This is a genomic window from Ensifer sp. Root127, assembly GCF_001425225.1.
Classification (GTDB): domain Bacteria; phylum Pseudomonadota; class Alphaproteobacteria; order Rhizobiales; family Rhizobiaceae; genus Ensifer; species Ensifer canadensis.
The window spans coordinates 97,538-123,673 of the sequence record NZ_LMDX01000019.1 but is presented as its reverse complement, the minus strand read 5'-3'; the positions used below and the strand labels follow the sequence as shown (position 1 = coordinate 123,673).

General features: G+C 58.1%; 26 protein-coding genes and 1 pseudogene. 22 read left to right on the top strand and 5 right to left on the bottom strand.

Annotated features, from left to right (window positions below; translation table 11 throughout):
- Positions 1-883 precede the first annotated feature (883 nt).
- Positions 884-1,123: a DUF982 domain-containing protein gene (locus tag ASD03_RS21000; protein WP_057216076.1), complete on the top strand. Its 240-nt coding sequence runs from the start codon at positions 884-886 to the stop codon at positions 1,121-1,123.
- A 609-nt stretch (positions 1,124-1,732) separates the two neighbouring features.
- Complete coding sequence (locus tag ASD03_RS20995; protein WP_057216075.1) at positions 1,733-2,194, top strand: hypothetical protein; 462 nt, start codon at positions 1,733-1,735, stop codon at positions 2,192-2,194.
- Here ASD03_RS20995 and ASD03_RS20990 read toward each other — a convergent pair.
- Positions 2,191-3,216 carry an IS1595 family transposase gene (locus ASD03_RS20990; RefSeq protein ID WP_057216073.1) on the bottom strand — a complete coding sequence of 342 codons (1,026 nt, stop codon included), beginning with the start codon at positions 3,214-3,216 and terminating at the stop codon, positions 2,191-2,193. The two genes, ASD03_RS20995 and ASD03_RS20990, sit on opposite strands and share 4 nt — an antisense overlap.
- A 474-nt stretch (positions 3,217-3,690) precedes the next feature.
- Between ASD03_RS20990 and ASD03_RS20985 the strand changes: the two genes are divergently transcribed.
- Together ASD03_RS20985 and ASD03_RS20980 are read left to right on the top strand one after the other, a co-directional pair.
- Entirely contained in the window at positions 3,691-4,089 is a 399-nt protein-coding gene (locus ASD03_RS20985) for a type II toxin-antitoxin system RelE/ParE family toxin (protein ID WP_057216113.1), read from the top strand.
- The gene (locus ASD03_RS20980; protein WP_057216070.1) at positions 4,086-4,409 is read left to right on the top strand and encodes an XRE family transcriptional regulator; all 324 of its coding nucleotides are present in this window, start codon (positions 4,086-4,088) and stop codon (positions 4,407-4,409) included. Before ASD03_RS20985 ends, ASD03_RS20980 begins: the two co-directional genes overlap by 4 nt.
- Before the next feature lie 457 nt (positions 4,410-4,866).
- On the opposite strand, the gene ASD03_RS20975 is transcribed toward ASD03_RS20980, so the two are convergent.
- Positions 4,867-5,073, bottom strand: a complete 207-nt coding sequence (locus ASD03_RS20975; RefSeq protein WP_057216068.1) for a hypothetical protein — start codon at positions 5,071-5,073, stop codon at positions 4,867-4,869.
- Between the two features lie 256 nt (positions 5,074-5,329).
- On the opposite strand from ASD03_RS20975, the gene ASD03_RS20970 reads away from it, so the two are divergent.
- From ASD03_RS20970 to ASD03_RS20955, 4 genes and pseudogenes are all read left to right on the top strand, one after another.
- Positions 5,330-5,566, top strand: coding sequence for a hypothetical protein (locus ASD03_RS20970; RefSeq protein ID WP_057210353.1), 237 nt, complete (start codon positions 5,330-5,332; stop codon positions 5,564-5,566).
- Between the two features lie 251 nt (positions 5,567-5,817).
- Positions 5,818-6,155 (top strand): annotated as a pseudogene (locus tag ASD03_RS20965) (GSU2403 family nucleotidyltransferase fold protein); the annotation flags it as partial.
- Positions 6,156-6,492: 337 nt separating this feature from the next.
- The gene (locus tag ASD03_RS20960) at positions 6,493-7,488 is read left to right on the top strand and encodes a class I SAM-dependent methyltransferase (RefSeq protein ID WP_057216110.1); all 996 of its coding nucleotides are present in this window, start codon (positions 6,493-6,495) and stop codon (positions 7,486-7,488) included.
- Between the two features lie 158 nt (positions 7,489-7,646).
- Positions 7,647-7,877, top strand: coding sequence for a helix-turn-helix domain-containing protein (locus ASD03_RS20955; RefSeq protein WP_156408035.1), 231 nt, complete (start codon positions 7,647-7,649; stop codon positions 7,875-7,877).
- Positions 7,878-7,967: 90 nt separating this feature from the next.
- Here the strand turns inward: ASD03_RS20955 and ASD03_RS20950 are convergent, their stop codons facing one another.
- Positions 7,968-8,594, bottom strand: coding sequence for a hypothetical protein (locus tag ASD03_RS20950; RefSeq protein ID WP_057216060.1), 627 nt, complete (start codon positions 8,592-8,594; stop codon positions 7,968-7,970).
- An 80-nt stretch (positions 8,595-8,674) separates the two neighbouring features.
- Between ASD03_RS20950 and ASD03_RS20945 the strand changes: the two genes are divergently transcribed.
- From ASD03_RS20945 to ASD03_RS20880, 14 genes are all read left to right on the top strand, one after another.
- A complete protein-coding gene (locus tag ASD03_RS20945) occupies positions 8,675-9,232 on the top strand; it encodes a lytic transglycosylase domain-containing protein (protein WP_082555490.1) in 558 nt (185 codons plus the stop codon).
- A gap of 49 nt (positions 9,233-9,281) precedes the next feature.
- Complete coding sequence (locus ASD03_RS38020) at positions 9,282-9,605, top strand: TrbC/VirB2 family protein (RefSeq protein WP_057216055.1); 324 nt, start codon at positions 9,282-9,284, stop codon at positions 9,603-9,605.
- A gap of 1 nt (position 9,606) precedes the next feature.
- Complete coding sequence (locus ASD03_RS20935; protein WP_057216052.1) at positions 9,607-9,897, top strand: VirB3 family type IV secretion system protein; 291 nt, start codon at positions 9,607-9,609, stop codon at positions 9,895-9,897.
- Positions 9,894-12,305: a VirB4 family type IV secretion/conjugal transfer ATPase gene (locus ASD03_RS20930; protein WP_057216049.1), complete on the top strand. Its 2,412-nt coding sequence runs from the start codon at positions 9,894-9,896 to the stop codon at positions 12,303-12,305. The genes ASD03_RS20935 and ASD03_RS20930 overlap by 4 nt, the downstream gene beginning before the upstream one ends.
- A complete protein-coding gene (locus ASD03_RS20925) occupies positions 12,298-13,476 on the top strand; it encodes a transglycosylase SLT domain-containing protein (RefSeq protein ID WP_057216047.1) in 1,179 nt (392 codons plus the stop codon). The genes ASD03_RS20930 and ASD03_RS20925 overlap by 8 nt, the downstream gene beginning before the upstream one ends.
- Positions 13,473-14,189, top strand: a complete 717-nt coding sequence (locus ASD03_RS20920) for a type IV secretion system protein (protein ID WP_057216039.1) — start codon at positions 13,473-13,475, stop codon at positions 14,187-14,189. Before ASD03_RS20925 ends, ASD03_RS20920 begins: the two co-directional genes overlap by 4 nt.
- A 184-nt stretch (positions 14,190-14,373) precedes the next feature.
- Positions 14,374-15,393: a type IV secretion system protein gene (locus ASD03_RS20915; protein WP_057216037.1), complete on the top strand. Its 1,020-nt coding sequence runs from the start codon at positions 14,374-14,376 to the stop codon at positions 15,391-15,393.
- Positions 15,394-15,423: 30 nt separating this feature from the next.
- Entirely contained in the window at positions 15,424-15,675 is a 252-nt protein-coding gene (locus ASD03_RS20910) for a hypothetical protein (protein ID WP_156408034.1), read from the top strand.
- Positions 15,676-15,691: 16 nt separating this feature from the next.
- Positions 15,692-16,063 (top strand): hypothetical protein, encoded by a 372-nt coding sequence (locus tag ASD03_RS20905; RefSeq protein WP_057216031.1) that lies wholly within the window; start codon positions 15,692-15,694, stop codon positions 16,061-16,063.
- A gap of 176 nt (positions 16,064-16,239) precedes the next feature.
- Entirely contained in the window at positions 16,240-16,947 is a 708-nt protein-coding gene (locus tag ASD03_RS20900) for a type IV secretion system protein (RefSeq protein ID WP_057216106.1), read from the top strand.
- The gene (locus ASD03_RS20895; protein WP_057216028.1) at positions 16,947-17,729 is read left to right on the top strand and encodes a TrbG/VirB9 family P-type conjugative transfer protein; all 783 of its coding nucleotides are present in this window, start codon (positions 16,947-16,949) and stop codon (positions 17,727-17,729) included. The genes ASD03_RS20900 and ASD03_RS20895 overlap by 1 nt, the downstream gene beginning before the upstream one ends.
- The gene (virB10, locus tag ASD03_RS20890) at positions 17,726-19,147 is read left to right on the top strand and encodes a type IV secretion system protein VirB10 (RefSeq protein WP_057216025.1); all 1,422 of its coding nucleotides are present in this window, start codon (positions 17,726-17,728) and stop codon (positions 19,145-19,147) included. Before ASD03_RS20895 ends, virB10 begins: the two co-directional genes overlap by 4 nt.
- Positions 19,144-20,142, top strand: coding sequence for a P-type DNA transfer ATPase VirB11 (virB11, locus tag ASD03_RS20885; RefSeq protein WP_057216022.1), 999 nt, complete (start codon positions 19,144-19,146; stop codon positions 20,140-20,142). Before virB10 ends, virB11 begins: the two co-directional genes overlap by 4 nt.
- Positions 20,139-22,262, top strand: coding sequence for a type IV secretory system conjugative DNA transfer family protein (locus ASD03_RS20880; RefSeq protein ID WP_057216020.1), 2,124 nt, complete (start codon positions 20,139-20,141; stop codon positions 22,260-22,262). The genes virB11 and ASD03_RS20880 overlap by 4 nt, the downstream gene beginning before the upstream one ends.
- 165 nt (positions 22,263-22,427) lie before the next feature.
- Here the strand turns inward: ASD03_RS20880 and ASD03_RS20875 are convergent, their stop codons facing one another.
- Positions 22,428-24,407 (bottom strand): alkyl sulfatase dimerization domain-containing protein, encoded by a 1,980-nt coding sequence (locus ASD03_RS20875; protein ID WP_057216018.1) that lies wholly within the window; start codon positions 24,405-24,407, stop codon positions 22,428-22,430.
- Between the two features lie 702 nt (positions 24,408-25,109).
- Positions 25,110-26,114, bottom strand: a complete 1,005-nt coding sequence (locus ASD03_RS20870; RefSeq protein ID WP_057216014.1) for a TRAP transporter substrate-binding protein — start codon at positions 26,112-26,114, stop codon at positions 25,110-25,112.
- Between the last annotated feature and the right edge of the window lie 22 nt (positions 26,115-26,136).

Below are 26,136 nucleotides of genomic sequence, written 5' to 3'. Positions count from 1 at the left end.
AAAACTGTCCGGGATTTAGCGGAATCACTGTCCGGGAATTACTGAAAACTGTGTCCGGAGATTACCGGAAACCCTGTCCGGACTTTACCGAAACCCGCAGGCAATTCCCGGTACAAACTTCAAAGCGCACCCATCAAACGAACCAACGCTTCAATATGGACGCTTCCTGGAGGTCCTACCGGGCGCGAGAAAGGGCGGTTTCGGCCGCCTGATTTTGGATGTATTTCTTCTACGAGCCGGATGCAAGCCTTCTGCGAACGTCGACGGGCGCTACATCGAAGCCAGTCGCACGCTCACCGCTCCAGTTTATGCCAACCCTAAGGGCATCCTTCTCCAACCCTACCAACCAGCGATCGCGAAACACCTCCAAGGTAAGCTGGTGTGGCGTAAAGTCGCGATACGACGCAACAGTCTCAATAGTGAGCCGAGCCCGAGTTTCTGACGACCAGAAAGGCATGGCGGCTTCGTTTGATTGGTTTGTCGAAGTTGGAAAGCCCGCGTCGTCACGTATGGTCCAAACGACCCCGCTCTCGGCGATTTCCTTGTAGAAGATTTCATAGTGGGCTGCGGCGATGCTCATTGGACCAGCTATGGCGTCCCTGTCCCTTTTCGCAAGGTGTCAGCACCGAAGTTCAGGCAATATTAGGCTATGGCGGGAGGCGGTGACATCCTCCCTAAGGCCCGGCGAGTTTTCCCTCTAATCGAGGTTCGCAATCAGAACAGCCAGGGAATCACCAAAGATTGGAGTGCGGCGGCAAGTCGCCGAAGGGCCACATGTCGGGGAAGAGCCTCATCCTGCCACCCAAAATTTCGGCAGGATCGCGGCCTTGGAACAGATCCCTCTAATATGCGTTTTTTGGAAACCTGCCCAACGGAGGACACGATGATCACCATCTGGGATGAAAATGTTGAGTTGAAGATTGATGATCGTTTTCAAGTCATTAGGAGCGCCCGAGAGGCGGTCGCGTTCCTGATGAAGTCCTGGCCCGACACGAAGAGCGCGAGTTACGCAACAGCTCGGAAGGCCTGCCTGGATGCCGCCAAAGGAATAGTCCCTGGCGCGCAAGCAAGGGCGGCGTTTGAAGCCGCCGCCAAGGAGGCCGGCATCCTGCGACAACGTTGATGTTGCCCTGCCCGAGGTGAGAAACTGAATCATGCCGGTGCCTCGCGCTTTTCGAGGGCAGCGAGGGACCGATTGCAGCGGCCACCGGAGGTGAGACCTAATTGCCGACGCACGAGACCTGAACGTTCTTTGGGAAAGGGCGGCCATTGATATCGGAATCGATCTTGTAGTCGGCCGGGAAACCCTGAGCCGAGTAGAGCTCGCGAGGCGTCGGCTGTCGGGGCAAGGCATCAGGCCCCTATGGACCTTGAAAGGATCGGTAGATCCCGTCTGAAATTGAGGCTTCCAGCGTTGCGAGCATTGATTGATGTGCAACAGAGCCGGCTTTTCGAGCGTTATGTGAGCAACACGCCCTCGCCGCCATGGCTGGCATTCCCTCAGTCTCTGCGAATGCTACGCCACTTTGGTTTTGATGGTCGACGATCTGCGCAATGAGGATCCGGTCCGCGCTGAGCTGCTGGCCGAATAAGAGACCATGTGCCGCGCCATGGAAGCAGACGCGGTAGCGATGATCGAAGGTGAAAAGAACGCGGCATTAGGTAGCAAAAACCACCAGACCTGAAATGGCATCCCGACTACCCTGGTTTCCGGTGAAAAACGGAGCCTCGAATGAGTGTAGCGTACGAGTTGAAGCAGAAGCGAGTCGCCTTAACTGACAGGCTGCAGCAGCTTGAAAGGGAGCGGGTAGACATTCAGGAACTGATGAGAGCGCTGGACCGCGTCATCCTGAGCTACGAGCCCGACTATCAGGGATCGGCGCTGACGGGACCTAAACAGGGTAACCGCTCTCGAAAGGCAAAGCCGTTATCGTCGGAGGTGAAAGCGGCCCTGAACGGCGTAAACAAGCGCCAAGCCGTCTTGGAGGTCCTGCGCGAGGCAGGGGAACCGATTTCGGTGACCGACTGCGCAGCGAAGTTTGCAGCCAAGATCGGCATCGCGAGCGAGCCAGCCAATCTCTCAGACATCGCACACCGCCTGTCGGCGGTCCTTACCCAACTGACATCTGCGGGACGCGTTCGGCAGTCCGGCCAGTTCGACGGTCGTAAGGTTCTGTGGGAGGTCGCCGCTTAGCCTTCCCAGATCAGGTCAGGCGGTTTGTTACCCTGCCAGTACCCACACAGATAGCGCGACGTAGGGCGAGACAGTGCCCTGCCAAGCACCTGGAACGTATGACTCCGATTGCTCACCTGTCGGCAATCCTCGCGCCACGCGAGCTCAGCCACGTACCAGTCGAAGTATTTCAACGAAAACCGATGGTGGATGCCGACATAGGCCCGTTGGACGCGCGAGAAGAAACTCTCGACCTGGTTGGTGTTCGTGCCATCGTCGGTCTGATAGGCCTTCGAATGGTTGACGCGTTGCAGCTCGTTCAGGCCAGCCAGGTCGTTATAGCTGCCATGCTCGTCCGCGAAGACCGTTGCTTCCCTCGACACGTGATCACGGACGGCAGCCCAGGCTGCGTTGCTGTCTTCGTCTCGGATGATCCGGGTGAACGTCTGCCCTCCCAGTCCGCGCTGGCGGATCGCAAGAGCGCACAGACGCTTCATGTTCTGGTATTTCTTGAGGCGGCGGTCGATGCGATCCTCGGCCTTGTTTTCAGGACGGATGTGGCCGCCAGCGTACTTGCCGTCAATCTCCACCTCGCCATCCAGCACCATCTCCTCCCTGCGCCAGGCGATCGCCTCGCGCAGCTTCATCAGGAGGACCCAGGCGGTCTTGTACTGAACACCGATCTCGCGCGAGAGCTGGAGCGCAGCCTTGCCTTTCACCGAGTTCGCCGAGAACCAGATGGCGATGAGCATCTTCTTGAAGCTCAGCTTGCGGGCGTGGAACACTGTGCCAGAGGTGACGCTGAACACCGCCTTGCAGGTCTTCTCGGTGCATTTGAAGCGGTTGCGGCTCATCGTATGGCAGCGCAGCGTTCCGCACTTGGGGCAGTAAGGATCGCCTTCCGTCTCGTGCCAGCGCAGGCGCTTAAACCAGTTGTAGGCAGTCGTATCCCGCATCTTAGCGAGATCGAGCACCGTCAGCGTTCTGCACTCTGGCGACAGCAGGAAATGCTGGCCCTTGGGCGTGTCGTCGGGGTTCGCCATGGCTCAACCCCTCCGCGATCCGGAGTAAGCTCGGGCGTATTTCCAAGCCCCCGCCCAAGGCACTGACGGCCAACACCGCAGCGTGCGGACGATGGACAGAGGTAGTGATGGCGTTGAGGGGCATGTTCAGGCTCCAGAAGTTGACGGCAGGCACAGCGGATCGGCGGCCGAAAATGACCGCGGGGAGATCAGAGCTGTATCCGTATCATCCTGAACATGCCCAGGTTCTTATCTGGAATCCTTCCCGGAGTCGATCGCGACGAGGCGCAAATGGTTAATCGAAGAAAACTGTCACACGCGCCCTGCTGCCTCGCATTCGGCTACGCGACCTTCAAACGTTCATACCAACGAACGAGCATTCGTTTTTGTGCGTGTATATGAACCATTTTTCAACCGAAAGCGCGTAATGGCCACTTCCTACAGATTGCAAAAGAAAAGGCTTGTTCCGATGAACCATTTTTGGTACACCTCGTTATGAAGAAAGCAGTCGATCGGCCCAAGAAGACAATCGTCGCGGAATTCTATCAGACGCCGAGAGGCAAGGAACCCGTTCGAGAATGGCTTAAAACCCTGACGTTTGATGAGCGCAAAGCGATAGCGGCCGATGTTCGAACGACTGAGTATGGATGGCCTTTGGGGATGCCGACTTGCGATAGCTTTGGCGACGGCCTTTGGGAGGTTAGAACCACTCTCAGCGATAAAATCGCCAGGGTGTTCTTCTACATGGAAGGATCGCGAATGATCCTTTTGCACGGGATCATTAAGAAAGATCAGGTGCCACCGAAAGTCGACGTCGATACTGCACGTGATAGGAAACGAGAGTCCGAACGAAGACTTGAGCAACTGAAGAAGAAAAAGGAGCGCAAAAAATGAGCGAAGATGACCTGATTAGCCCAATTGGTTCGAGCTTTGAGAGCTTCTTGGAAGAAGAGGGCATCCTTAACGAAGTTGATGAACTCGCCATCAAAAGAGTTATTGCTTGGCAAATGGAACAGAACATCGCCAAGCGGGGAATGTCAAAGTCGGAATTCGCGGAGGCGATGCAAACGAGCCGGACGCAGGTGAATCGCTTGCTTGATCCGGTGAACACGAGCATCTCGATGCACACCCTGTGCAGGGCTGCGGCCGTGTTCGGCAAAACGCTCCGTATCGAGTTCGTGGACAGGGAAGAGAAGCAACACATAGCTGCCTGATCGCCGAGTGCCAAAAACTGATTGGAGGCCGACCGCTCGCCAAGTGGTCGGCCTTTAACTTTGGAGCACGACCTCCAATTCCGCTTCGGCCCAGAGCCATCGCCCTGTTGCCGCCCACCAACGCCAGCATAAGCAGTTGGATTGGCGGAAAGTTTCTCTTTTAGTTCAAACCTGTAAGCGACAATTGGTGGTTTTTGCTACCTAATGCCGAAAGAACGCGAGGTGGTAGTAGGCCGCCGTGCGTAATTGCAACTTCAGCCAAGGAGCGGCGTTTTCCTAGTGGAACGACGCGAGGAGGCTGAAATGCGTCACACAGAGCGAGAGAAAAAGGATTACGATCACGATCTACTGATGATCGTGCGATTGACGGTTTCTGGTTTGCTGATCATTGGCGCGACTTTGCTGGCGTTGGCAATCTGATTAGAGCCAGCAGAACCCCGCGGAGTGCAATCCAGGTTCAATGCCTCGGATTTGTCCGCCAATATTGTGCGAGCACCGGATCGTGTTCCAAGTGCTCCTGCCAAGCGGCCTCCGGCACCTGACCGGATCGATAGGCCGCAATGAGCAACCGCTGATCGTCGGTTAGGCCGGGCTCTACTTCAGCAGCATGCCAATGGAACAATCCGAACACCGCCTCGCCGATATCTCTCATGTGGATCGACATTTGAGACCTCAATTCTCTATCTCGTGGTAAACGCGTAGGGACCTGCGATGTTTCAATGAGCCATAGACGGTTGATCATCACCGCAACGGCAGGAACAGTTGGAGCGGGGCGGATGGGGCATGATTGGGATGACGCGCCCAGGCGCCGGATGAAGATTGTGTGATTTGGAACGGCCGTCGCACTGGCGGCCTTACTGGCATCAGTCGCAGCTCAGGTGATGACGCGAGCGATCTGAGGACGAAGGCGAGAGAAGCGAATGGCAAACATCCTGGAATTTCCGCTAACTCGCGATCAGCGCGGCGCCAAGGAACGGCTGGTTAAGGCGATGCGCGAGTTTAACGCTGCCGTGAAGTTCGCCGCGAAAACTGGACTTCAAGTTGAGGTTTCACAGGTTCGTTGCTACGCCACCTACAGCGTCGAGCCCCTTACGCTCGTCAGCGTCGCCGCTAACATTCCGGGCAAACTGCCGGAGTTCGACGGCTTAGAGTTCTAGATTTAAGGCTCTTGGCAGGCACGACGCGATTGCCCATCACAGGCTATGCGCCTCGCGCCCCATGGTTTCGAGCTGCTCGGGCATGATCCGAGCTGGGCGGCTATGGTTGCGATCAACGGATGATAGCGCCGGAACTCGCCGGCATACTGCCATTCGATCCGGGCCGTTTCCTTGTCCGCGCCGTCAGGTAGCGCGTCGCGCCGAATCGATACCGCCAAGATGATGCGTCCGCCCGTCGATGCCGTCGACCACGATTCGCGGCGGACTTCTCCCTGGAGGGATGGTTCGTGACCCTAACCGTGAAGGATCGTGATTACTGGTATTTCGATCTCCCTACCCCAGAGGGCAAGGACAAGCGAAGCTATGTCGGCCCCCACTCCGATGAAGCGATCACGGAACGGGTGAAGGCCCATAAGGAGATCAAGGGCAACATCCGGGAACGGAGGCGCATGGTTAGCACGCTCGTGCTGGCCTCCCCGGTCCCGATCCATTCGCGGGCGACGTCACGAAAGCCCTCGCTGACGCCGGATTGTTCCGGCTGCGGGCTGTCCTGATCGGGTCAATGGCATTCAGCACCTACGCGGGAATCCATGTGCTGGTGTACGACCGTCTTGTGATTAGAACGGCGAACCTCATCAGGCTGGAAGCCAAACGTCTCCGTCAAGAGAAGCAATCCCTCAATATTCGTTTCAAAACACCCGGATCATAGAATCAGCTGCCGAACAACTCTGGATAACCCGCAGTTGTGATCGTGGCACTTTCGTGCAAAAGTGGCATTCGCATGAAAGCGCGTTGCCGAAACCGGCATTACCCCTGGAATAAGGCGCCGCCCGCGGAAAGGCAAATCTAAGCGCATGAAATTTGTGCGCCACTGCCGTTGCAGCTGGCAGCGTCGCCCCTCTGGTTATCTGCTTAGGTGTATTGCGATGCAAAATTTTAAAGAGTTTTTCACCGAATGCGACCGTGCCCCGCGTTTGAATCATCTAGCCGGTTTCTTCGCCGAGACAGCCGCCGGCAATGGTGGCGCACCAGTTCGCAAACCGACCGTGGATGCGCGCCTCCTGCCCGACGACCCGTTGTTGCATCGGCTCGTCGAATTGCATTCGCGCCGCCAGGGCTTCTTCGATCAGCATTATCGCGGCAGCATTCCCTATCGTGTCGAGGAAGAATTCCGTATGGCCCATGCGGTCCTGCGCTACAACCAACTGAGCACGACCAAGGTTCTGCTTTATAGCCTCGGCACCGCCGAAGGGACGATGGCGCGCACGCTTTCCGAGATGAGCCGAGGCAAGATCCAGTCTTTGTCCTGCAGCCCTAACGAGGAAAACTACAAGTGCTTCCTGGCTTTTGGCGAGCCGCCGCACGCCAGTTTCTTTCTCGGCCCCTTTCATCGATTGACGAAAGAACATCTCCATTCCGAAATCCACCTTGAGCCGTTCACTGGCGGTTTCGATATCATCCTAGAAGATACGACATTCCAAATGTACTCACCCAACCGAAGTCAGCAGATCGCGTTCGTCGCGCAGCATCTCAAGGAAGATGGGATTCTGCTCTTCGTGGAGAAATTCCGCGCGGCGGATCTCCGGGAGTATCAGTTGCGGGAGTTTCAAAAGGACTACGGATTCAAGTCCCGGTACTTCGGGGCCGAGGAAATAGAGCGTAAGTCCAAGCTGGTGCTGGCGACAATGCACCACAGCGAGGTTACGTTAGCCGAGATGGCAGCAGCGGTATACGCTCATTTCAGGCATTGCGTCATCACGTGGAATAGCGGGAACTTCTACGGGCTGGCCGCTAGCAACAGCAAGGAAAACCTCCGGCGCTATCTTTCATTGATGGCGCAGCCCGCAATCCCCGCCGAATACGTCTACGATCCTGAACCCTACACCGAACTGGCGACTTGGGCTGATGATCGCAGGACATAGCAGGCATCTCGTCTAGCAGCGTGACGCGAAACCGCACGGACGTAAATTATAATTTACATCACCATGCGTAATAGTTTGCTTCGTGAACCGCCGAGGACCTGCATCTAATAATTGAGCTCGTCCTTGGCGGTGTTGTAAGCGTAAAATGGGAGGCCGCGATGCCAATCGAGAGTCCAGCAGACATTGTATCTCACTTGGCACAGCAAATGGTGGAGAAAGGAACGAGTCCCCGCAAGCTCGCACTGCTGACTGGAGTTGCCGAAAACAGATTCGAACTCATTCAGATGGGCGACTGGAAAAATCTGACCATTCGGGAAATTGCGGTCATCTGCGAGGCGCTTGAGGTCGACCTTTGCAGGCTTATTGCAGGCGGTTCAGAAACCTTGTAAGGACTGCTCGAAACTCGCGCCCGAAGCAAACGCGGTGGTTTTCTCCTGAGCAGAAGCCGCTGTTCACTGACAGCGATAAGAAGCAAAAGATTAGTCCGCATTGCGAAACCCCATGGACTGGGAAAGAGATTGCGATTCTTCAAGGTCAGGACGCCGGGAACGACCATCTTGCGTTCGTCCGATTGCAGCCAGGCCAAGGAAGACCATGCTGTCATCGTCGTTCACTGTCCGGAAAGGCTCGCCCTTGCCGCCAACGAGCAGGAAACATGATGCTGGTATTGTTTCTCCCTCCGGCGGCGATAGCAGCAGGGTCTTGCATAGGATGACGCTGGCGCGCCCGTTGTAGACAGCCTTGGCGTAATCGCGCGCGGCATCGACACAGCTCCATGTCTGCACACGATTATAGAGAACTTTTTCTGACGGGCAGGCGTTCAGGCCCCGTAGGCTGATCTCGCGGCCCCCTATCGTTCGCTTGACCGGGCCGTCGATCCCGACCTTGCCGTCCACTTTTTCCATGGAACGCGCCACAAGCTTGCCCTCGGCGTCGAAGCGCTCCAGCACGAACATCTTCATCCCTTCCTGTACGAACTGGCGAAGGTAATTCGGGGACGGCTCCGCATAGGGATCCTCACCGTCCGCCCTCAAGAGTGTCGCGCTTACGGAAAGAAGCGTGACGGCAAGGCTGATAACCTTGAGTTGCTTTATGCGCGTATGCATGGCCATTTCCAGGTTGACAGAGGAATCTATTGCGAATTAATTATAGTTTATTCGCCGGTGTTCAACCTGGGGCCAAGAATTTGAAAATTACCCTGCTTCCTCTCCTCATCTCCGCGTCGACCGTAACGGCGAATGCTTGTGAAGCGGTCGACACTACCGACGTTCTGGAGATGGTGAGGACGATTGCCACCGAGGAGGAGCTAGATCCGGATCTGGCCCTCGCCGTGGTCGACGTTGAGAGCGCCGGCGGCAAACATCAGGTCTCCGACGCGGGCGCTATCGGTGTCATGCAGCTGATGCCGGAAACCGCGTCCGACTACGGCGTAACCGATCGCTGCGATCCTCGATCCAATATCCGCGGCGGCGTGCGTTATCTCAAGAAACTCTACGGGGAGTTCGAAGATCCGCTGCTGATGCTCGCCGCCTACAATGCCGGTCCAGAGCGGGTTTACCAGAAGGGTGGCGTCCCCGAATTCAATGAAACCGCCCAGTACATTGTCAAGGTGATGAACCGGTGGAAGCTGAATGCAAAGGCAACAGCGGCCCTGGAAAAGCGCAGCGGTAGCGCGCACCGACAAGAGACGGTCGCATTGGCGCCCTCCCCATGGCGCGAGGAACACGTGTGGACTGCGGAGTAACGACGCTCACCCCGACTTCCATCCTCCCAAAAATACGAAGGACATTCGAATGAACATTCTTCCCATGATGCAGCGATCGAGAAGCAAAGTTATTCTGTCACTAGCGCTGCTGGCGACGCCCGCCGCGTTGGTGCCGGAATTCGCCTATGCGCAATCTGCGGCCCCGATCGAAGGCATTCTTGACTGGTTCGTCGGTGTCCTGCAGGGCAACGTCGCGCGATCTTTCATGATCATCGCAGTGTGCTTTCTCGGCTTTCTGTTCCTCTCTGGACGCATGGCCTGGCAGGTTGCAATTTCGATCATCATCGGCATTGCGATCATTTTCGGTGCGGCCGAGCTGGTCGACGCTATGAAGTCCTCGGCGGGCCTCTGATATGCAAGACGATGCTCCCGATGTCGAACCGCTCATCCTGCCGCTGACGAGGCCTCCAATGTATTTCGGGGTGGATATCATCGTGTTCGTGGTGAACGGCATCTTCGGGATCGTCATCTTCATCGCATCATCGAATTTCCTGGCGCCGCTGGTCGTCCTGCCGATCCACTTCGTCGCGCTCTACCTATGCCAGCGGGATATCCACATCGTCCGGGTCGTGCAGGTGTTCCTGTCGATGCGCAGAGCGATCCGCAACAGGCACTTCTGGAAAGCGGGGAGCTACGCCCCATGAACATTGTCAATCGCGACTTGAAGTTCGGGCGCGAACGCGCCCGCGACATGGGGATCGGCACGCATGTCCCGTATCTCCGCCATGTCGATGAAGCGACGATCGTCACCAAATCCGGCCTGTTTCTGCAGGTAATCCGGTTATCCGGCCTCCCATACCAAACGATGGATCAGGCGGAGATCAATGCGCGCCTGGCCAACCGCAACATGACAGTTCGGTCGCTCGGATCGTCGCGTTTTGCCCTTTACGCCACTATCATCCGTCGTCAGATCGTGCCAGCAATCGACGGCGATTTCGATAATCCCTTCGCCGACGAGCTGAACGCCCGCTACATGGACGGGCTGAAGCACCGGACGATGTTCGTCAATGAGCTTTACCTCACGGTCATCCGACGGCCTATGACCGGGCGCGCCGGCAAGGTCGACCGCATGTTCGACGTCTTCCGCATGGCTGACAATGAGGTCGAAGCCAGCAGCGAGGCGTTGCGCGACCTAAACGACATGGTCTCTGGTATCGTCGGCGACTTTCGCTCCTATCGCCCGGAAATTCTTTCCTGCGTTACCCGTGACGGCGGTATTTATTCCGAGCCAGCCGAGTTTTTCGCCAAGATCCTCGCCGCCGGCGACGAGCGGACGATGCCGCTGCCTCGCATGTCGCTTGCCGACTATATCGGGACCGGTCGGATCATGTTCGGCCGCAAGGCAACAGAAATCTGGTCGGCGGATGGCTCGACCTCCAAGGTAGCGGCGATGGTGTCGATCAAGGAATATCCGCCGATGACGACGCCCGGCCAGCTCGACGGATTGCTGCGCCTGCCTTACGAATTCATCGTTACCCATTCTTTCGCGCCGGAAGATCGGACAACCGTCACGGAGGCGATCGTGACGATCAGCAGGCAGATCGCAAACTCCGACGATGGCGGCACGGTGGTCGAAGACGACATCGAGACGGCGCGCGACCGGCTCGCCTCGGGCGAAGTCGTGTTCGGAAAACACCACATGACGGTTGCGGTGTTCGAGCGCGATCTCTCGCGGCTAAACCGTGCCGTAGCCGACGTATCCGCCGAACTTGCGCGCATGGGCGTTGTCGCCGTTCGCGAGGACCTCAATCAGGAAGCCGCCTGGTGGGCGCAACTGCCAACCAACTTCTCCTATATCGCACGTCAAGGGCTTATCTCGTCGGTGAACTTTGCAGGGCTGTTCTCCGCGCATAACTTCCCGTCCGGCCAGACACATAAGGTCCATTGGGGCGTTCCCATCTCGCTGTTGGAGACCACCAGCCAAACCGCCTATTTCTTCAATTTTCATGAGGCTGATGTCGGCAACTTCACCATCATCGGCCCGACCGGATCGGGCAAGACCGTGGCGCTTTCCTTCCTCTTGGCGCAAGGCATGCGTGTCGAGCCACGGCCGCGCTGCGTCTTCATCGACAAGGACCGCGGCGGCGAGATTTTCGTCCGTGCCATGGGCGGGCGCTATGAACGGCTTTCGCCGGGGGAGCCGACTGGCTTTGCACCGCTCCAGCTTGAAGACACGCCGGCCAACCGAAGCTTTGGCAAGACGCTCGTCTCCTATTTGGTCACGCCTTCGGACCGTGTGCTCAATGCCGAAGAGATGGCCGTCATCTCCGATGCGATTGATAGCATCTATACGGATTTTAACCGGCAACAGCGCCGGCTCGATATGCTCGCCGAGGCCATGCGAGGGCGCATGCGCTCTGGCATTGGCGACCTCGCCGACCGGTTGAAGGAATGGACCACCGGTGACAAGGGCTGGCTGTTCAACAATCCCGCCGACAAACTGGACTTCTCTGGCTCGGTGAACGGCTTCGACATGACGGAGATCCTCTCCGACAAACGTACGCGATCGGCAGTTTTGCTCTACATGTTCCACCGCATCCAGGAGATCCTCGACGGCCGACCGTCGATGATCTTTCTCGACGAAGGCTGGCGGTTGCTCGATGATGAGGTCTTCTCCGGCTTCATCAAGGATTGGCTGAAGACCATCCGCAAGATGAACGGCATCGTCGGCTTCGGCACGCAATCGGCAGCCGACGTGGTGCTCTCAGATCTCCGCAACACGATCATCGAACAGACGATGACCAACATCTTCTTTCCCAACGCCTCCGCCGATGAGGAGAGCTACCGGAGAGCTTTCGGGCTCTCGGATAAGGAGTTCAGCTTCGTCAAGCAGGCGGACAAAGCGAGCCGCACGTTCCTGATCAAGCATGCACAGGACTCAATTATCGCTCGGCTCGACCTGTCGGCGATGCCCGATCTGGTGAAGGTGTTGTCCGGTCGGCCGGAAACGGTACGCGAATGCCAGACGCTACGCCTGAGCTATGGCGAGGAGCCGGCCGCCTGGCTCCCACATTTTTGTGGCTGGACCCTCCCGGAGGCGACCAGTGCGTAGAACGATCCTTCTCCTGCTCTCCGCTGCACTGGTGACAGCACCAGCACCCGCGGCCATCGCGGACATTCCTGTTAACGACAACGACATGAAGGAAAAGCGCTCCGAGGATGAAGGGCATTCGAAGAAGGACACGGCGACACGAGGCCACCAACTCGAGGATCAGACGATCACGAACTGCAACATCTCAAATAAGGAGAAGTACCGCCGTCTCTACCGCTCACCGGCGCAAGCGGTGCACGAGGATGCCAAAAACGTCGACCTGATCAAGCACTATGCAAACAAGCACAATGTCCCTGTCGGCCTTGCGTTGTCGGTGGCCCACGCCGAGTCCGGAATATCGACGTGCTCCGGCTCTCCGACCGGTGTGAAGGGCGTCATGCAGCTGACGAAGAAGACAGGCAAGGGTATGGGCTTCGACCGCGAAATCAATGAGGAGAACATCGAGGGCGGCGTCAAATATCTCGGCATGGGCGTAAACAAATGCGGCAGCACCGACTATGCCTGCGTAGCCTCCTGGTACAACGGCTCGACTGCTTCAGAGCAAAGCAACTGGGCCGGCAAGGTCGGTCGGAACCATGCCTGGTTCAACGCCTATGCCGGCGGCTCGAATATCGAGGACATTTCTTCGCCGTCGTTCAAATCCTATGTCGACTATGGCTCCGGCGCTACGCGCAGCTCGAATAGCGCGGCAGTAGGCGCGGTCGGTCGCGTCGTTCTCGGCATCGATGCAAGCACGGCACGCGTCCAGGAGGCGGGCCGGCGCATTGATAGTCTTTCAGCGTCCGCTGGGGCCTCGGAAATCTATCAGGAGGCGTGGGATGACAATACACAGGCGCGAGCCTTCAATGCCGAACTGGTGAATAACCTGATCACGGCACGCACGCTCTTCAACGAGCTGCTTCAGGCCAGAATGCAGATGAAGCTGTCGAAGATCTCGGAGACAGCCAAAACCCTGAAGTCCGATCCAAAGGTCAATCCGTACAGCTGCGATCCGGTCATCCTAGAACAGATGAAGTTGTCGCGCGACGACTGGCCACGCTGCGCCGTAGTCGTGGATGCAGACGCGGAAACCACGATCATGTCCACCCAAGGCACCGACGGCGCGATCGGCAACAATCTTCTCTTCATCCAGAATGCCGCAAACGCGGCCGATCAAGGAGGTCTGCAATGAAAAAGACGTTCGCCGTGGCTACCGTCCTCGCCTTCTCGACACCGGTCCTCGCCGACGTTCCAGTGATCGATAAAAAGAACCTGGCGATCGCCAGGAAGAACGCCGAAAACACCGGCGAGATCATGAAAACCAACACCAACATCCTCGAAAAGACCAAGGAGATCCTCGGCGCGCTGTCCGGCAGTCGCGACGGGTCGATGGGGATTTCCTCGACCGGCCTCGGCGGCAACATGTCCGTTTCGGCGGCGCCATCGTTCTCCTCGATCATGAACGGCGGCACGCTGTCATTCGGCGGTCTTGGCTCCGACGCACAGAACGTTGCGGCGACGCTGATCAACGGGCTGCAGCTCGTCAAGCAAGTGAAGGCGATCGTCGAAGGCGAGGATGCCGGGGCGATGAACCATGCCTTTTCCGGTACAGTCAACACGGCCGCCCTGCTCTCGGCGCTGACCCAGCAGGCATCGCAAGGCGTTTCGCAGCGTGAGCAATCGCTGCAGTCGGCAACTGGCCAGATCGGCTCGGCCGAAGACGTCAAGGGTTCGGTCGACGCAAATACCCGCATGCAGCTGGAAACGGCGCGCACGATCAACGAGCTGATCAGTGTCTCGAACGGCGGGGTTTCGGCGCTGAACACAGAAATGCAGATGCGGCTCACTCAGCAGTCCGAGACAGCCAAGATGCTGCAATACAAAGACGTCAACCCGTTCAAGTGAGGCCGCATGCCATTGCTCGTCGCGATAATGCTTTCTGGTCTCGCGCTGGTTGCCGGATGCCAGACGAAGGGTGAAAAGAATGCCCCCTGTCCGCCGATATCGAGTTTTGTGGAGGCGGAGGAGTTGTGTGGTCTGGCATCGCCGGTCAACGACGTCTTCGCGCCTGTCCTGAGGGAATGAACGGATGGCCGCGACCACGATCATATCGGACATTTTCGCAAAGCTGGACGCGATAGGCGAGACGTTCATTCGGAACACCTACGAGGGCCTTGCGCTTCAGGTGGATGTCCTGTTCGGGTCAATGCTCACCCTCTATGTCATCTGGTGGGGCTATATGATCCTTGCCGGACGCGACAGCTTCTCTGTGCCGGAGGCGGCCTGGCGGCTCGGCCGAGCCTTCTTCATCTACTATATGGCGACCAACTGGGGCGCCTTCTCTGCCACGCTCTACAAGCTCGTGCAGTCCGTGCCGAACCTGATCTCCGACACGATTATCGAGTCGATCGCTGGGTCCGGCGGCGTGCTCAATGGCGGAACCGACGATACGACGGGAGTGGTGAAGATCCTCGACGCCGTCTTCGAGACCGCAGGTAAGGTTTATGAGCAGGTGGCGACCGGCACCTTCGAATATGTCGGGGCGCTGATCGGCGCTGTCGTGTTCGTCGTCGCAATGATCTTCATCGCGGTCGCTGCGGCCGCGATCCTTGCGGCCAAGCTGATGCTGTTCATCACACTGGCGCTGGCACCGATATTTATCATACTGGCACTCTATCGCTGGACGTTCCGCCTCACCGACGGCTGGCTGTTGCTAATGGTCAATCTGATGGTGACGCAGACTTTGATGATGGCGTTTCTTGCCTTCCTTTACCAGCTCATCGAGCTTGCCATCAACACGGCCAACAATACCGCTACGGAAAGCAAGCTCTCCTATGTGGCGCCGTTCGTGATCGTCTGCCTGCTGGGAATCGTGGTGTTCCGGTTTATCCCCGCCTTTGCCGCAGGCATTACTGGGGGCGGCGCGTTGGGGCAAGGCGACTCGGCTATCGTTGGTGGCCGCGAAACGATGCTTCGGGCTCGGCGAGCGTATAGAGGCAGAACCGGGATCCTTCGTGGAGGGCTACAGAGCCGCCGCACATCCGCAGACGTTCAGAACGCGCGAGCACGAGCAATTCAAAGGGAGACGGAAAAGAATGGGCACTTTTAGCGATCCCAGTCTCTTGGACGAAGGACAATCTTGAGAAAGGCAACGCCGATGTATCCGTGGGATGAGGACCGTAGACGTGCCGCAGCGATCGACATGCAAAATCGCTTGAACGAGCAGATGGCAGAAAAGGCTAAGCAAAGCGTCAAGCCAGGAGACAACCGAAAGTTTCTTGTATTCATGGTCGCCGTCATCTTCTTCAAGCCCTTCGCCGAGTATTGCATCCATCTTTACAACACGCTCGCCGGATATGTTCACAGCCTTGGCAGTGTATTCGGCTTTTGAGCTTGGAGGTCCCTTGATGAAGAAGATCGCCTCGACGATCATAGCAGTCGGCTTGCTTTTTCCCGGCCTGGCATGGTCTCAAACGCCAAGCTCGATCTTGCCCGTACTGACGGGCGCTTATGCCCCCGACGAAGGCGGCTGCGAAGCCGCAGCTGCGGCGTTCATCTATGTCGAGGACAAGGGGATCGGCGCGAACAAAACCACAGGGAAAGTTCTGTCCGTTAAACGGGAAGGCGGCTCCTTTGTTTTCGATGTCTTGTGGATCGAAACCGGCTCTGATGAATCGGACGGCGATCGTGACACGGTCAAGATCGACGTGAAGGATGACCGCTCCTTCTACTTCACGAACACGGCTTCGAAGAGGATGCTGATGCGATGGTGCAGCTAGTTTCCTAACCGCTGCGCCGGAGCTGAGCGACTCCAGAATTCCAGGCTATCCGGCTCCCTCCCCGCACCGATGTGGTCGGCAAAGGCGATCACTTGGCCTAGTGAATAAACTATAGTTAATTATACCGCAGACGGCGGACCATCGGATAAACCCCAATGAGCAACGCAAGCGCGAATATGCCCAAAACCCCGCCGAACGATCTCACCGCCTACTGGGTAGCAGGCGCATCATGGGAGGCGGAACTCTACCGCAAGGAGCGCCGCTCGCGGAAAATCGCATGGACAGTCGCGACCGTGGCTGGCTTAGCCACACTGCTCAGCCTCTCGGCCCTCAATCTGCTGGTGCCACTGAAGCAGTTCGAGGCCGTGGTGGTGATCGCCGACAAAACCACTGGCTTCGTGGAGGTTGCCCGCTCCTTGAACGAGAGCAAGCTTTCCGAAAACGACGCCGTCAAGACTGCGAACATCGTGCGCTATATCCGGGCGCGCGAGACCTATGACCCTCGGGCGCTCAAGGACAATTACGATCTAGCCCAGCTCTATTCGACCGGCCAGGCCGCCTCGGATCTCCGTCACGACTTCGAGCCCGCGAACCCGCAGTCGAAGGACAAGATGCTCGGACGCAATACGCGCATCGCCGTTACCATAAAGTCGGTCTCGTTCCTCAACTCTTCCACGGCGACGGTCCGCTTCTCAACCGAGACGCGTCGCGACAACACCCTTCGGCGCGAACACTGGGTTTCGGTGGTCCGCTTCCGCTATACGACGGCGCCGCTAAAGAACGAATATCGCTTCGACAACCCGCTTGGCTTCCAGGCCACCGAGTATCGGCGCGATCAGGAATCGCTGCCGGAAGTTCTGCCGGCGGACAAGGCGGCGCGCTGATGCGGAAATCTCTTCTTTCATTCGCGGCGCTATCGCTACTTGCCGTAGCGGTAGCGCCAGCCCTGGCCGATCCCCGCATCCGCTACATCACCTTCAACAACAATGCGGTCGTGACCGTGCCTGCGGGTCTCGGCGTCTCGACCATGATCCAGCTTGGAAGCTCCGAGGTAATCGAGACGATCTCGGCCGGCGACACGGCGAGCTGGTCGATTGTCCCGAAGAAGGGCTCGGGGATCCTCTTCGTCAAGCCGCTACGCGAGAACGCCGAGACGAACGTCAACATCGTCACCAACCAGCGCATCTACGCCCTTCTGCTGAAGGGCTCGGCCGCGGCCGACCTTCGGGCTGCATTCCAGGTTCGGTTCAAATATCCCGACGAGGATGTCAACGCCCGGCTGTTGGCCGCCGCGCAGGAGAGTGCCAAGGATCCCCTGTTGAAGGATCTCGACCCGAGCCGGCTGAACTACGATTACGTCTTCCGCGGCGATACCAGCCTGAAGCCGCGGGTCGCCTTCGATGACGGCACCCATATGTATCTGGAATTTCCGGACGAAATCCCCGCCATCTTCGTCGTCGAAGGCAAGCGCCAGGAATCCCTCGTCAACCTGCGCACGCAGGGAAAATACGTCGTCGTCGACAAGATCGGGGCGCAGTTCACACTGCGCGCTGGCGACAAATGGCTTTGCCTCTACAATCGGCAGGCCAATCGCCAATCCTTCGATCTCATCGAAGACGCCTATGGACCGAAGCGCCTCGACCGCAAAGAGGAGCGCCAGCGATGAGCAAGATCGATTTTGATCACCTCGACGGGCAAAGCAGTGTCGCCAGCGACCGCAATGGCCGGCTCGGCAAGCTCGCCCTTCCCCTCCTGCTTGTCGCCGGCGCCGGTGTGCTTGCCTATGTCAACTGGCCGACCGGCCCGCAGAACCCCAACCTGACCGAAGGTTCAGGCGAGACTTTCGAGACGACGAACTCCAGCATCCGCAACTTTCCCGACGAACCGTTGAAGCAGGCGGCCGATCCGAACCTTGTGCAGATTCCGACTGCCGAAAAGAAGTCAGTGGAGTCCGCGGCGGTCAACCTTACCGTGAACGCGGGCGACGATCTGGAAAAACTGCGTCAGCTCGAAGAAGGGCGTCGCCGCGCCGAGGAAGAACGACTTCGGATGGAGGAAGCGCGCCGGCGCGCCGAAGAGGAAGCTCGGCTGGCCGAGCTGGAGGCCAAGCGCCGGGAGGAGGAGGAAAAGGCACGGTGGGAGCGGCTCCGCTCGGACCAGGTTATCGTCGACGGCTCCGGCGGCGAAAGCCTGTCGGCCGGCGAACACTCGGTGACGGTTGCTGACGACGGCCAGCTCGTCGCGGTTCCCGGCGCAGAAAGCGATGCGAACAAGGCGTTCCTCGCTCAGTCGGAAAAGCAGACGGTCAGCATCGTGAAGGCGACGCGCTTCGATCGGACCGACGCGCTTGTGGCCCAGGGCACGATGATCCGCGGCTTTCTGGAGACGGCCATCAACACCGACCTTCCCGGCATGGTGCGAGCCGTCGTGCGTGAGGATGTCCGGTCTCTCGACGGCGGTCGCGTCCTCATTCCGAAAGGCTCTCGCCTCATCGGCGAATACAAGTCCGGCCTGGCGCGCGGCCAAAAGCGCATCTTCATCGTCTGGTCCCGCGTGATCCGGTCCGATGGCCTGTCCGTCGAGATCGCCTCGCCCGGCGCCGACCGTCTCGGCCGCGCCGGGCTCACCGGCGAGATCGACACGCATTTCTGGGAACGCTTCGGTTCTGCGATCATGCTGTCGGTGATCGGCGGCGCGGCGGAATATGTTTCGGCGCTCGGCGACACGGCGGCGGAAAGCGCTCGTTCGATCTCGACGGTCGATCCGATCACCGGCGCGGTCACGACGATCACAACCGAACCGAGCCGAACGGCCGCGGAGGCGCGATCGATCGCCACGGAGAAGTCATCGGCGATCCTTCAAGACATTGCCAACGAGGCTTTCAAGGAAAGCTCGAAGATCCCGCCGACGATCTATGTCGCCCAGGGGGAGTCGGTTATCGTCTATCTGCGGCGCGATCTTGATTTTTCCGACTTCTATGCCGATCCGGTCCGGCAGGAGATGATGCGGCTGAAGCTTGGCGGGCAAATCCGGCGCAACGTCGATTCGACGCCCTATTATCCGATCGCGCCGATCCACAAATGAAGCAGTTCCCCTTTCTCGAAAAGGCGCTGGAGCGGTTGAAGCCCTATCTTTCGGATGATCGAGTCTCCGAAATCTCCGTCAATCGCCCCGGCGAGTTGTTTATCGAGCGGCTCGGCGTCGGCGGCATGGAACGCGAGGTCGATGCGCAGTTCACCGCCGATTGGATACGGACCTTGAGCGAGCGCGTTGCCGGCTCTACCAACCAGGTCGTCAACGACGAGCATCCCATTCTGTCGGCATGGCTTCCGACCGGGGAGCGCTTCCAATGTGTTTTGCCGCCGGCCGCACCCGACGGCGGCGCGATCTCCATCCGCAAGCAGGTCATCCACGACATAGGGCTGGAGGTCTACAAGAACCGCGGCGCATTCGAGCATACCAGGGTCGGGCGGCAACTCAGGCTCTCGACGGCCGAGGAGGAGCTTGCAGCCATGATGAAGCGCGAGGTCAACGCCATGCAGTTTCTTCAAACTGCCGTGCGCTCGCGAGTTTCGATCGCCATATCCGGCGGTACGTCGACAGGCAAAACGACCTTCCTAAATGCACTGCTCAAGGAGATTCCAGAAGAGGAGCGCATCGTCACCATCGAGGACGCGCGCGAGTTAAAGCCGATCACCCCGAACACAGTCGCATTGCTCGCCTCGAAGGGAGACCAGGGCCGCGCCAAAGTGACGCCGCAGGAGCTACTCGAAGCCTCACTGCGCATGCGTCCAGATCGGCTGATGTTGGGCGAGCTTCGCGGCGCCGAGGCGTTTTCCTTCCTTCAGGCGATCAATACTGGCCATCCGGGATCGCTGACAACGGTCCACGCCAACTCAGCGCGCTCGGCCTATGACCGCTTGGCGCTCATGGTCATGCAGAGTGGCGTTGCGCTCGAGAAGCAGGAGATTATCGACTACCTCAAGGAAGTCATCCCTGTCGTTGTCCAGCTCTCGCGCATTCCGGATGGTCGCCGCGTGGTCTCTGAAATCGTCTTTACCAAGGGGGACATGCTATGAACCCGGCAATCCTGCTGTTCGGGCTGGTGATTGCCGCCGCCGTAGCCTCGTTCGTCGCTTCGCTCGCCTATGCCGGCCTCTACTATGCGTTCGACAACTCGACATGGATGTTTCAGGCGCTGCAGGACGATATCCTTGCATCCTATAGCGCGGCGCGGCTCGATCTCGCCGCCAGTGACTGGCATCGGCCGATGATAGCGGCCGCGACTGGCCTGTTCGCCGGTGGCGCTGTGCTTGTTGCCGCCATAACAGGTAAGAAGAAATCGACCGACGCTCGCTTTCTCAGTACGCAGGAGGCCCGCGCCCTTGGCCTCACGCGCACCGGTGGCGTGTTCGTCGGTCGGATCGGCGGCAACTTGATGAAGGTTCCGGGCGGATTCACGCAGCGCGGGTCCGGCCGACGTCGGTTCATGAAGCCCATGCTGTTCGGCGGAAAGAAGCTCTGGATCGACGGGGATGACGTCGGTGGCTTCGTGATTGGACCGCCACGGTCGGGTAAAGGCGCATCGCTGATCGTGCCGAACTGTCTGCTATGGCCGGACAGCATCGTCGTGCTCGACATCCGCGGCGAGACCTATGAGGCCACGGCCGGATATCGTTCGAAATTCTCGCGCGTGTTACGTTTCTCGCCGGCAGACGAAAACGGCGATACGGAATGCTACAACCCGCTCGACTTCGTTGCCATCGACCCCGACCAGCGCGATATCGACATCAATTCCATCGCGACGGCTCTTTTGCCGACGCCGAAGGGCGACGCTTACTGGATCTCCGACGCCCGCGCACTCTTTGCCGGCGTTACGTCATGGGTACTGGAAAATCCGGATGTCTCCGACAAGGATAAGAACCTTGGAACGGTCCTCAATGTGATCGAAGGCGGCAACAAGCCGCTTCGTGAGTGGTTGGAGGAAGTCGCCAATTCTAAGCTTCGCGCCGAATGGATTAGTCCCTTTACATACACCACCCTCGCTCGCTTCGCCGTCATGGCCAGCAAGCAATTCGATGGTGTCTATGGCTCGCTCGCCGCAGCGGTGCGGCCGTTCAAGAACAATCGGATCCTGCGGGCGACGGCGCGATCGACGTTCGACATCCGCACCATGCGCCGGCAGAATATGAGCCTTTATCTGGATTTCCGCATCCAGCAGATCGGCTTGATCGGCCCGATCTTCAATGTATTGATGGTCCAGTTCATGGATTACATGTCGCGAAACATGATGGCGCGTAACGAACGACGCGTGCTCGTTCTGCTTGATGAATTCCAGAACCTCGGCAAGCTGGAGAACGCGCTCACCGTCGCGACCGTCCTCGGCGGCTACGGCATTCCCTGCTGGTTCTTTGTCCAATCGCTCCGGTCGATCGATAACGTCTATACGCGCGAAGGCCGTCAGACGCTCGTCAACTCCGCTCGCGCTCAAATCTTCCTTGGAGCGCAGGATCCCGAGGATCAGCGGTATATTTCGCAGCTGCTGGGCGAGCGGAAGGAAGTGACGGTCGACAAGGCCGTTTCCACGGGCTTGACCCTGTTCGATCGCAAGGGCGCGACCATGTCTCATAAGACCACGATGCGGCCCCTAATGCGCCCTGACGAACTGGGCTCAATGGACGAGACGCGGTGCATCATCAAGCTTCGAAATCAGCAACCAATTTTTGGGGTTCGGAATTTCTACTATGCCGACAACCAACTGATGAAACGCGCGTGGTTGAAGATACCCCGGCCGAAAAACCAGCACATCACCAATGATGCAACCAGTTTCACGACGGGGCATCATGAAGATATCATGCGTTCTGATAGTCCACCTCCCCCTGATACAACACCTGGAGGGAAGTTTGCGGCCAAAAGCTTAGCGGTGATAATGGTGCCGTCGAGCAGATCGATACCCGAGCAAATTTTCCAGTTACCAGATGCTTCTCATACGTCAAAGCACGCCGACGAACCTCGCAGCGTCAATTCAGTGGGATGCGAACCGGACTTTAAATCAGCGATGAAAAAGAGCGCGGTGCGAAAGGCCGAAGCAGATAAATCCCTCGAAAGGATATTGACCATATTCGAGAGAGCGCCCGTAAAAAAACGGGCGGCTAAGAAGGTCAAAAAGGAGATCGCGTCGGCTTTTGCTGACGAATAGTCGTGACTTTACCAAGCGTGAAACATCGATGCGTTTTTCGAACGGGGAGCCTGCTCGATTAAACCGAAGCAAGCCGAACTCGCGTGCGTTCTCTCAAGCAGGTCTCTCACTTAACAAGCGCGACCTCCTGCCGCCCCTTCCAGACGGCAGGGGAAGCATGTGATGTCACGGCGTCACGATGTTGAACCAGAAGTCGAAACTGTCGAGCATTGAAACGAGCTGGCCGAGTTTGGCGTTGTCGCCGGCGACCTTGACCTTACCGTCGGAAACGGCCTGATCGAGTTTTGTCTCCCCAAGCGCAATGCTGTTTAGATCGGCTCGCGTCAGGGTGACGGTGGCATCGGCCTCGTCGGCCTGCTTGTCTTTCGTGTTGTTCAGGACACCGTTCTCAAGTTCGACGAGATACTTGCCGTCGGCACCAAAGTCGAAATTGAGGACGATGTGAGCGTCGCCGGCCTTTTCAGCATTGAGCCGTACGCCGAGATAGTCGAAGAACAGGTCCAGCGACATCGCACGCACGGTGTCCGGGCTCGCTGTATTCGGCGTCGGAAGTTTTTTAACACCCTCGCGCAGCTCTTTTGCACCCGTGAGGTAGAAGTTGCGCCAGGGTCCGGACTCCGCCTGATAGCCGAGCTGTTCCAGCGCATCGGCGACCAGGTCCTTGGCGGGCTGGTTGTTCGGATCGGCAAAGACGACATGGTTTGCGACCTGGGCAACCCAGCGGTAGTCCCCCGCCTCGAACGACTTCTTCGCCTTGTCCAGAACGGCGTCCGAACCGCCCATGAACTCGACGTATTTCTTGCTCGCCTCGACCGGGGGAAGTTCGTGCAGCGTCGACGGATTGCCGTCGAACCAGCCGAGATAAAGCACGTATGTGGCAGCGACATCGTGATAGATCGAGCCGTAATAGCCGCGGTTTGCCCAGAAATTGTCGAGGCTAGGCGGCAGTTTGAACGTCTCGGCGATTTCCCGCATAGTCATCCCATGGTTCACCATGCGCAGTGTTTCGTCATTGATATAGCGATAGAGATCGCGCTGCTTTTCAAGCAGGTTCACGACCTTCTCGTTGGTCCAGGTCGGCCAGTGATGTTGAGCGAACATGACCTCCGCCTTGTCGCCCCACATGACGAGCGCCTCGTTCAGATACTTGGACCACGGCAGAGGCTCGCGGATTTTGGCGCCACGAAGCGAGTAGGTATTGTGGAGCGTGTGGGTCGCGTCTTCGGCGGCCGAGATCGCCTTTTTCTCCTCGATGTACCACAGCATTTCCGAAGGCGCTTCGGAGCCAGGGGCCATCAGGAATTCGTAGGTGAGGCCGTCGATTGTTTCTTTCTGACCGGTCTTGGTGATGATGTCGGTCGGAGGAATGAGCGTCACCGTTCCGGCTGATGTCGTGGTGCCAAGTCCAGCACCGACCTGGCCTTTCGGATCGGGCGCAAGCAGGTTGCCGTACATGTAGCTTGCCCGGCGGCTCATGGCGGTACCAGCCATCACGTTCTCCGCCACAGCGGCTTCCAGGAAGCCTTCTGGAGCGTAGATTTTAACTTTGCCGGAGGTGACGTCGTCTTCTGAAACCACGCCGCGCACACCGCCGTAGTGGTCGACATGGCTGTGCGTGTAGATGACCGCCTTCACAGGCTTGGTGCCCCGGTTCTTGAAGTAGAGGTCGATGGCAACCTTTGCCGTCTCGGCAGAGACGAGCGGGTCGACAATGGTGATGCCCTCGGTGCCTTCAATGATCGTCATATTGGAAAGATCGAGGTTGCGGACCTGATAGATTCCGTCGGTTACCTCAAACAGGCCGCTCATGTTGATGAGCTGCGACTGCCGCCAAAGGCTAGGATTGACGGTCGCCGGCGCTTCGGCCCCTTCCTTGATGAAGCCGTACTGTTCAGGGTTCCAGATCGCGTTCCCGCTCTCTCCCTTGATAAGTTCGCTCGGCAAGGGAGCGACTAGGCCGCGTTTGGCATCCTCGAAATCAGTCGTGTCGCTGAAAGGAAGTTGTTGCAGCAGTTTGCCATTGGCAGCTTTCGTTGCCTCCGTCGCGTCCTTTTGCGGCTGTGGACTTTGTGCATGGACGGGCATTGCAGTGGCCGCAATGATGGCAATGATCGACAATCCACAAAGATATTGCTGAATTCGCATGCTCGTTTCTCCCAGTTTACGCAGATGAGATGATCGAGTCGGCCCCGTCGGTGAGACCGGGGTTTGTGAAACCTCGCTGAACTTCCTCGCAACAGCTATCGCCGCTGTGACATCGTTTACCTAGCGCGCACGGGGGGTGGGGAAAGTACGTTACTGTTAATTGTCACGATAATGTTAGATACATCAGGCGTGGCGATTGCCGGTCGAAGAAGCAGTTCAATTGATTTGAAAATTCTCGAAATGTTCAAAGCGCCGCCGAGGTGCTTATTCCAAACGATACATGGCCTTTATCAGCGAAAGACAGCAATATTCTCGTTATCCCAGGGTTACCATGCGATTCCGCGGGCATGTGCAGCGACCAGATGACGTCACACCCCGCACTCCGGCCGCGGCTTTCTTTCTGAAAGCTGCCGTTCGCTTAATAAGATAGGTTGGGAAAGCGGACATGCTGGTCCAACGGCTCGTCCCGTGCCTTGCGGAACCGCCTCGGTCTTCTAGCGCGCCACCAGCGCTTCAGTTTGTTTGACAAGGTCGACCCGGGCAACAGACGCGCCGTTGTCTGATGGACGGAGGCCTGGGCTGCGATTGACGGCGCAATCAGTCGCCATCCCTTCTGGCGTCGCGGCTTGTCCTGAACGCGAAGAGCCCGCTGACGCAGCGGACTCCCATGACGATAGTGGCGAAATCTGGCCTGTCCGCGGTTTACTTGCGGATTGCGGCAAGCTCGGCCAGGATGCCATCGACGACATCGGCGCCGATCTCGGCCTTGTGCTTTTCATAGACGACCATGGACTTCTCGCGAATGCGGGCCTGCTCTTCTGGCGAAAGCACATTCACCTCAAGACCAGCGGCCTTGATCTTCTCCAGCGACTTCTTGTTCAGATCGCCGATTACCTGGCGCTCGACGTCACGCCCGACGACAGCGCACTCCCGCAAAGCGGCCTGCTCCTCGGGCGCGTAGGTATCGAAGATCGCCTTGGAAAAGAGGAAGAGGAACGGCGTGTAGGCGTGGTTGGTCTGGGTGACATATTTCTGCACCTCGAAGAACTTCGACGTGTCGATGGTCACATAGGGATTTTCCTGGGCGTCGATCGTCTTGGTTTCAAGAGCCGAGAAGACTTCGCCGAATGCCATGGGCGTCGCGTTAGCGCCAAGGTTCTGGAAGGTATCGAGGAACACGTTGTTTTGCATGACGCGAACCTTCATGCCTTCCAGGTCTTCCCATTTGTTCACCGGACGAACCGAGTTTGAAAGGTTACGGAAGCCGTTTTCCCAATAGGCGAGATTGACGAGACCCACGGCCAGCAGCTTCTCGTTCATCATATCGCCGAACTTGCCGTCGAGCACCTTATAGGCTTCCTCCGAGGTCGAGAAGAGGAACGGCAGATCGAAGACGCCGAGTGCCGGCTCGATACCAACGAGCGGCGAAGAGGACGTCACCACGGCTTCCTGAACGCCGGATCGGAGCGCCTGGGTCGCCTGCAGGTCACCTCCCAGAGCACCACCCCAGAATGCCGTCAGCTTCAGCTTCCCGCCTGACTTTTCATCAAGGCATTTCTGCATCGCCGCAATGCCGTTGCCGACGGGGTGATCGGCATTGATGCCGTTGGACACGCGTATGTTGCGCTCGGTGAATTCGGCGAATGCCGGCGCGGAGGCAGACAGGCTGAAGGCGATGGCAGTCGTGGCAAGTAGCAGTTTTCGCATGATATCCTCCCATGGATGTTGA

Coding starts and splice junctions, on each gene's coding strand:
- ASD03_RS20950 (WP_057216060.1), bottom strand. CDS start 8,594: ATGCATACGCGCATAAAGCAACTCAAGGTTATCAGCCTTGCCGTCACG.
- ASD03_RS20960 (WP_057216110.1), top strand. CDS start 6,493: ATGCAAAATTTTAAAGAGTTTTTCACCGAATGCGACCGTGCCCCGCGT.
- ASD03_RS20975 (WP_057216068.1), bottom strand. CDS start 5,073: ATGTCGATCCACATGAGAGATATCGGCGAGGCGGTGTTCGGATTGTTC.
- ASD03_RS20915 (WP_057216037.1), top strand. CDS start 14,374: ATGGCCGCGACCACGATCATATCGGACATTTTCGCAAAGCTGGACGCG.
- ASD03_RS38020 (WP_057216055.1), top strand. CDS start 9,282: ATGAACATTCTTCCCATGATGCAGCGATCGAGAAGCAAAGTTATTCTG.
- ASD03_RS20955 (WP_156408035.1), top strand. CDS start 7,647: ATGCCAATCGAGAGTCCAGCAGACATTGTATCTCACTTGGCACAGCAA.
- ASD03_RS20980 (WP_057216070.1), top strand. CDS start 4,086: ATGAGCGAAGATGACCTGATTAGCCCAATTGGTTCGAGCTTTGAGAGC.
- ASD03_RS20970 (WP_057210353.1), top strand. CDS start 5,330: ATGGCAAACATCCTGGAATTTCCGCTAACTCGCGATCAGCGCGGCGCC.
- ASD03_RS20875 (WP_057216018.1), bottom strand. CDS start 24,407: ATGCGAATTCAGCAATATCTTTGTGGATTGTCGATCATTGCCATCATT.
- ASD03_RS20895 (WP_057216028.1), top strand. CDS start 16,947: ATGCGGAAATCTCTTCTTTCATTCGCGGCGCTATCGCTACTTGCCGTA.
- ASD03_RS21000 (WP_057216076.1), top strand. CDS start 884: ATGATCACCATCTGGGATGAAAATGTTGAGTTGAAGATTGATGATCGT.
- ASD03_RS20920 (WP_057216039.1), top strand. CDS start 13,473: ATGAAAAAGACGTTCGCCGTGGCTACCGTCCTCGCCTTCTCGACACCG.
- virB10 (WP_057216025.1), top strand. CDS start 17,726: ATGAGCAAGATCGATTTTGATCACCTCGACGGGCAAAGCAGTGTCGCC.
- ASD03_RS20930 (WP_057216049.1), top strand. CDS start 9,894: ATGAACATTGTCAATCGCGACTTGAAGTTCGGGCGCGAACGCGCCCGC.
- ASD03_RS20990 (WP_057216073.1), bottom strand. CDS start 3,216: ATGGCGAACCCCGACGACACGCCCAAGGGCCAGCATTTCCTGCTGTCG.
- ASD03_RS20995 (WP_057216075.1), top strand. CDS start 1,733: ATGAGTGTAGCGTACGAGTTGAAGCAGAAGCGAGTCGCCTTAACTGAC.
- ASD03_RS20900 (WP_057216106.1), top strand. CDS start 16,240: ATGCCCAAAACCCCGCCGAACGATCTCACCGCCTACTGGGTAGCAGGC.
- ASD03_RS20870 (WP_057216014.1), bottom strand. CDS start 26,114: ATGCGAAAACTGCTACTTGCCACGACTGCCATCGCCTTCAGCCTGTCT.
- ASD03_RS20935 (WP_057216052.1), top strand. CDS start 9,607: ATGCAAGACGATGCTCCCGATGTCGAACCGCTCATCCTGCCGCTGACG.
- ASD03_RS20905 (WP_057216031.1), top strand. CDS start 15,692: ATGAAGAAGATCGCCTCGACGATCATAGCAGTCGGCTTGCTTTTTCCC.
- ASD03_RS20880 (WP_057216020.1), top strand. CDS start 20,139: ATGAACCCGGCAATCCTGCTGTTCGGGCTGGTGATTGCCGCCGCCGTA.
- virB11 (WP_057216022.1), top strand. CDS start 19,144: ATGAAGCAGTTCCCCTTTCTCGAAAAGGCGCTGGAGCGGTTGAAGCCC.
- ASD03_RS20985 (WP_057216113.1), top strand. CDS start 3,691: ATGAAGAAAGCAGTCGATCGGCCCAAGAAGACAATCGTCGCGGAATTC.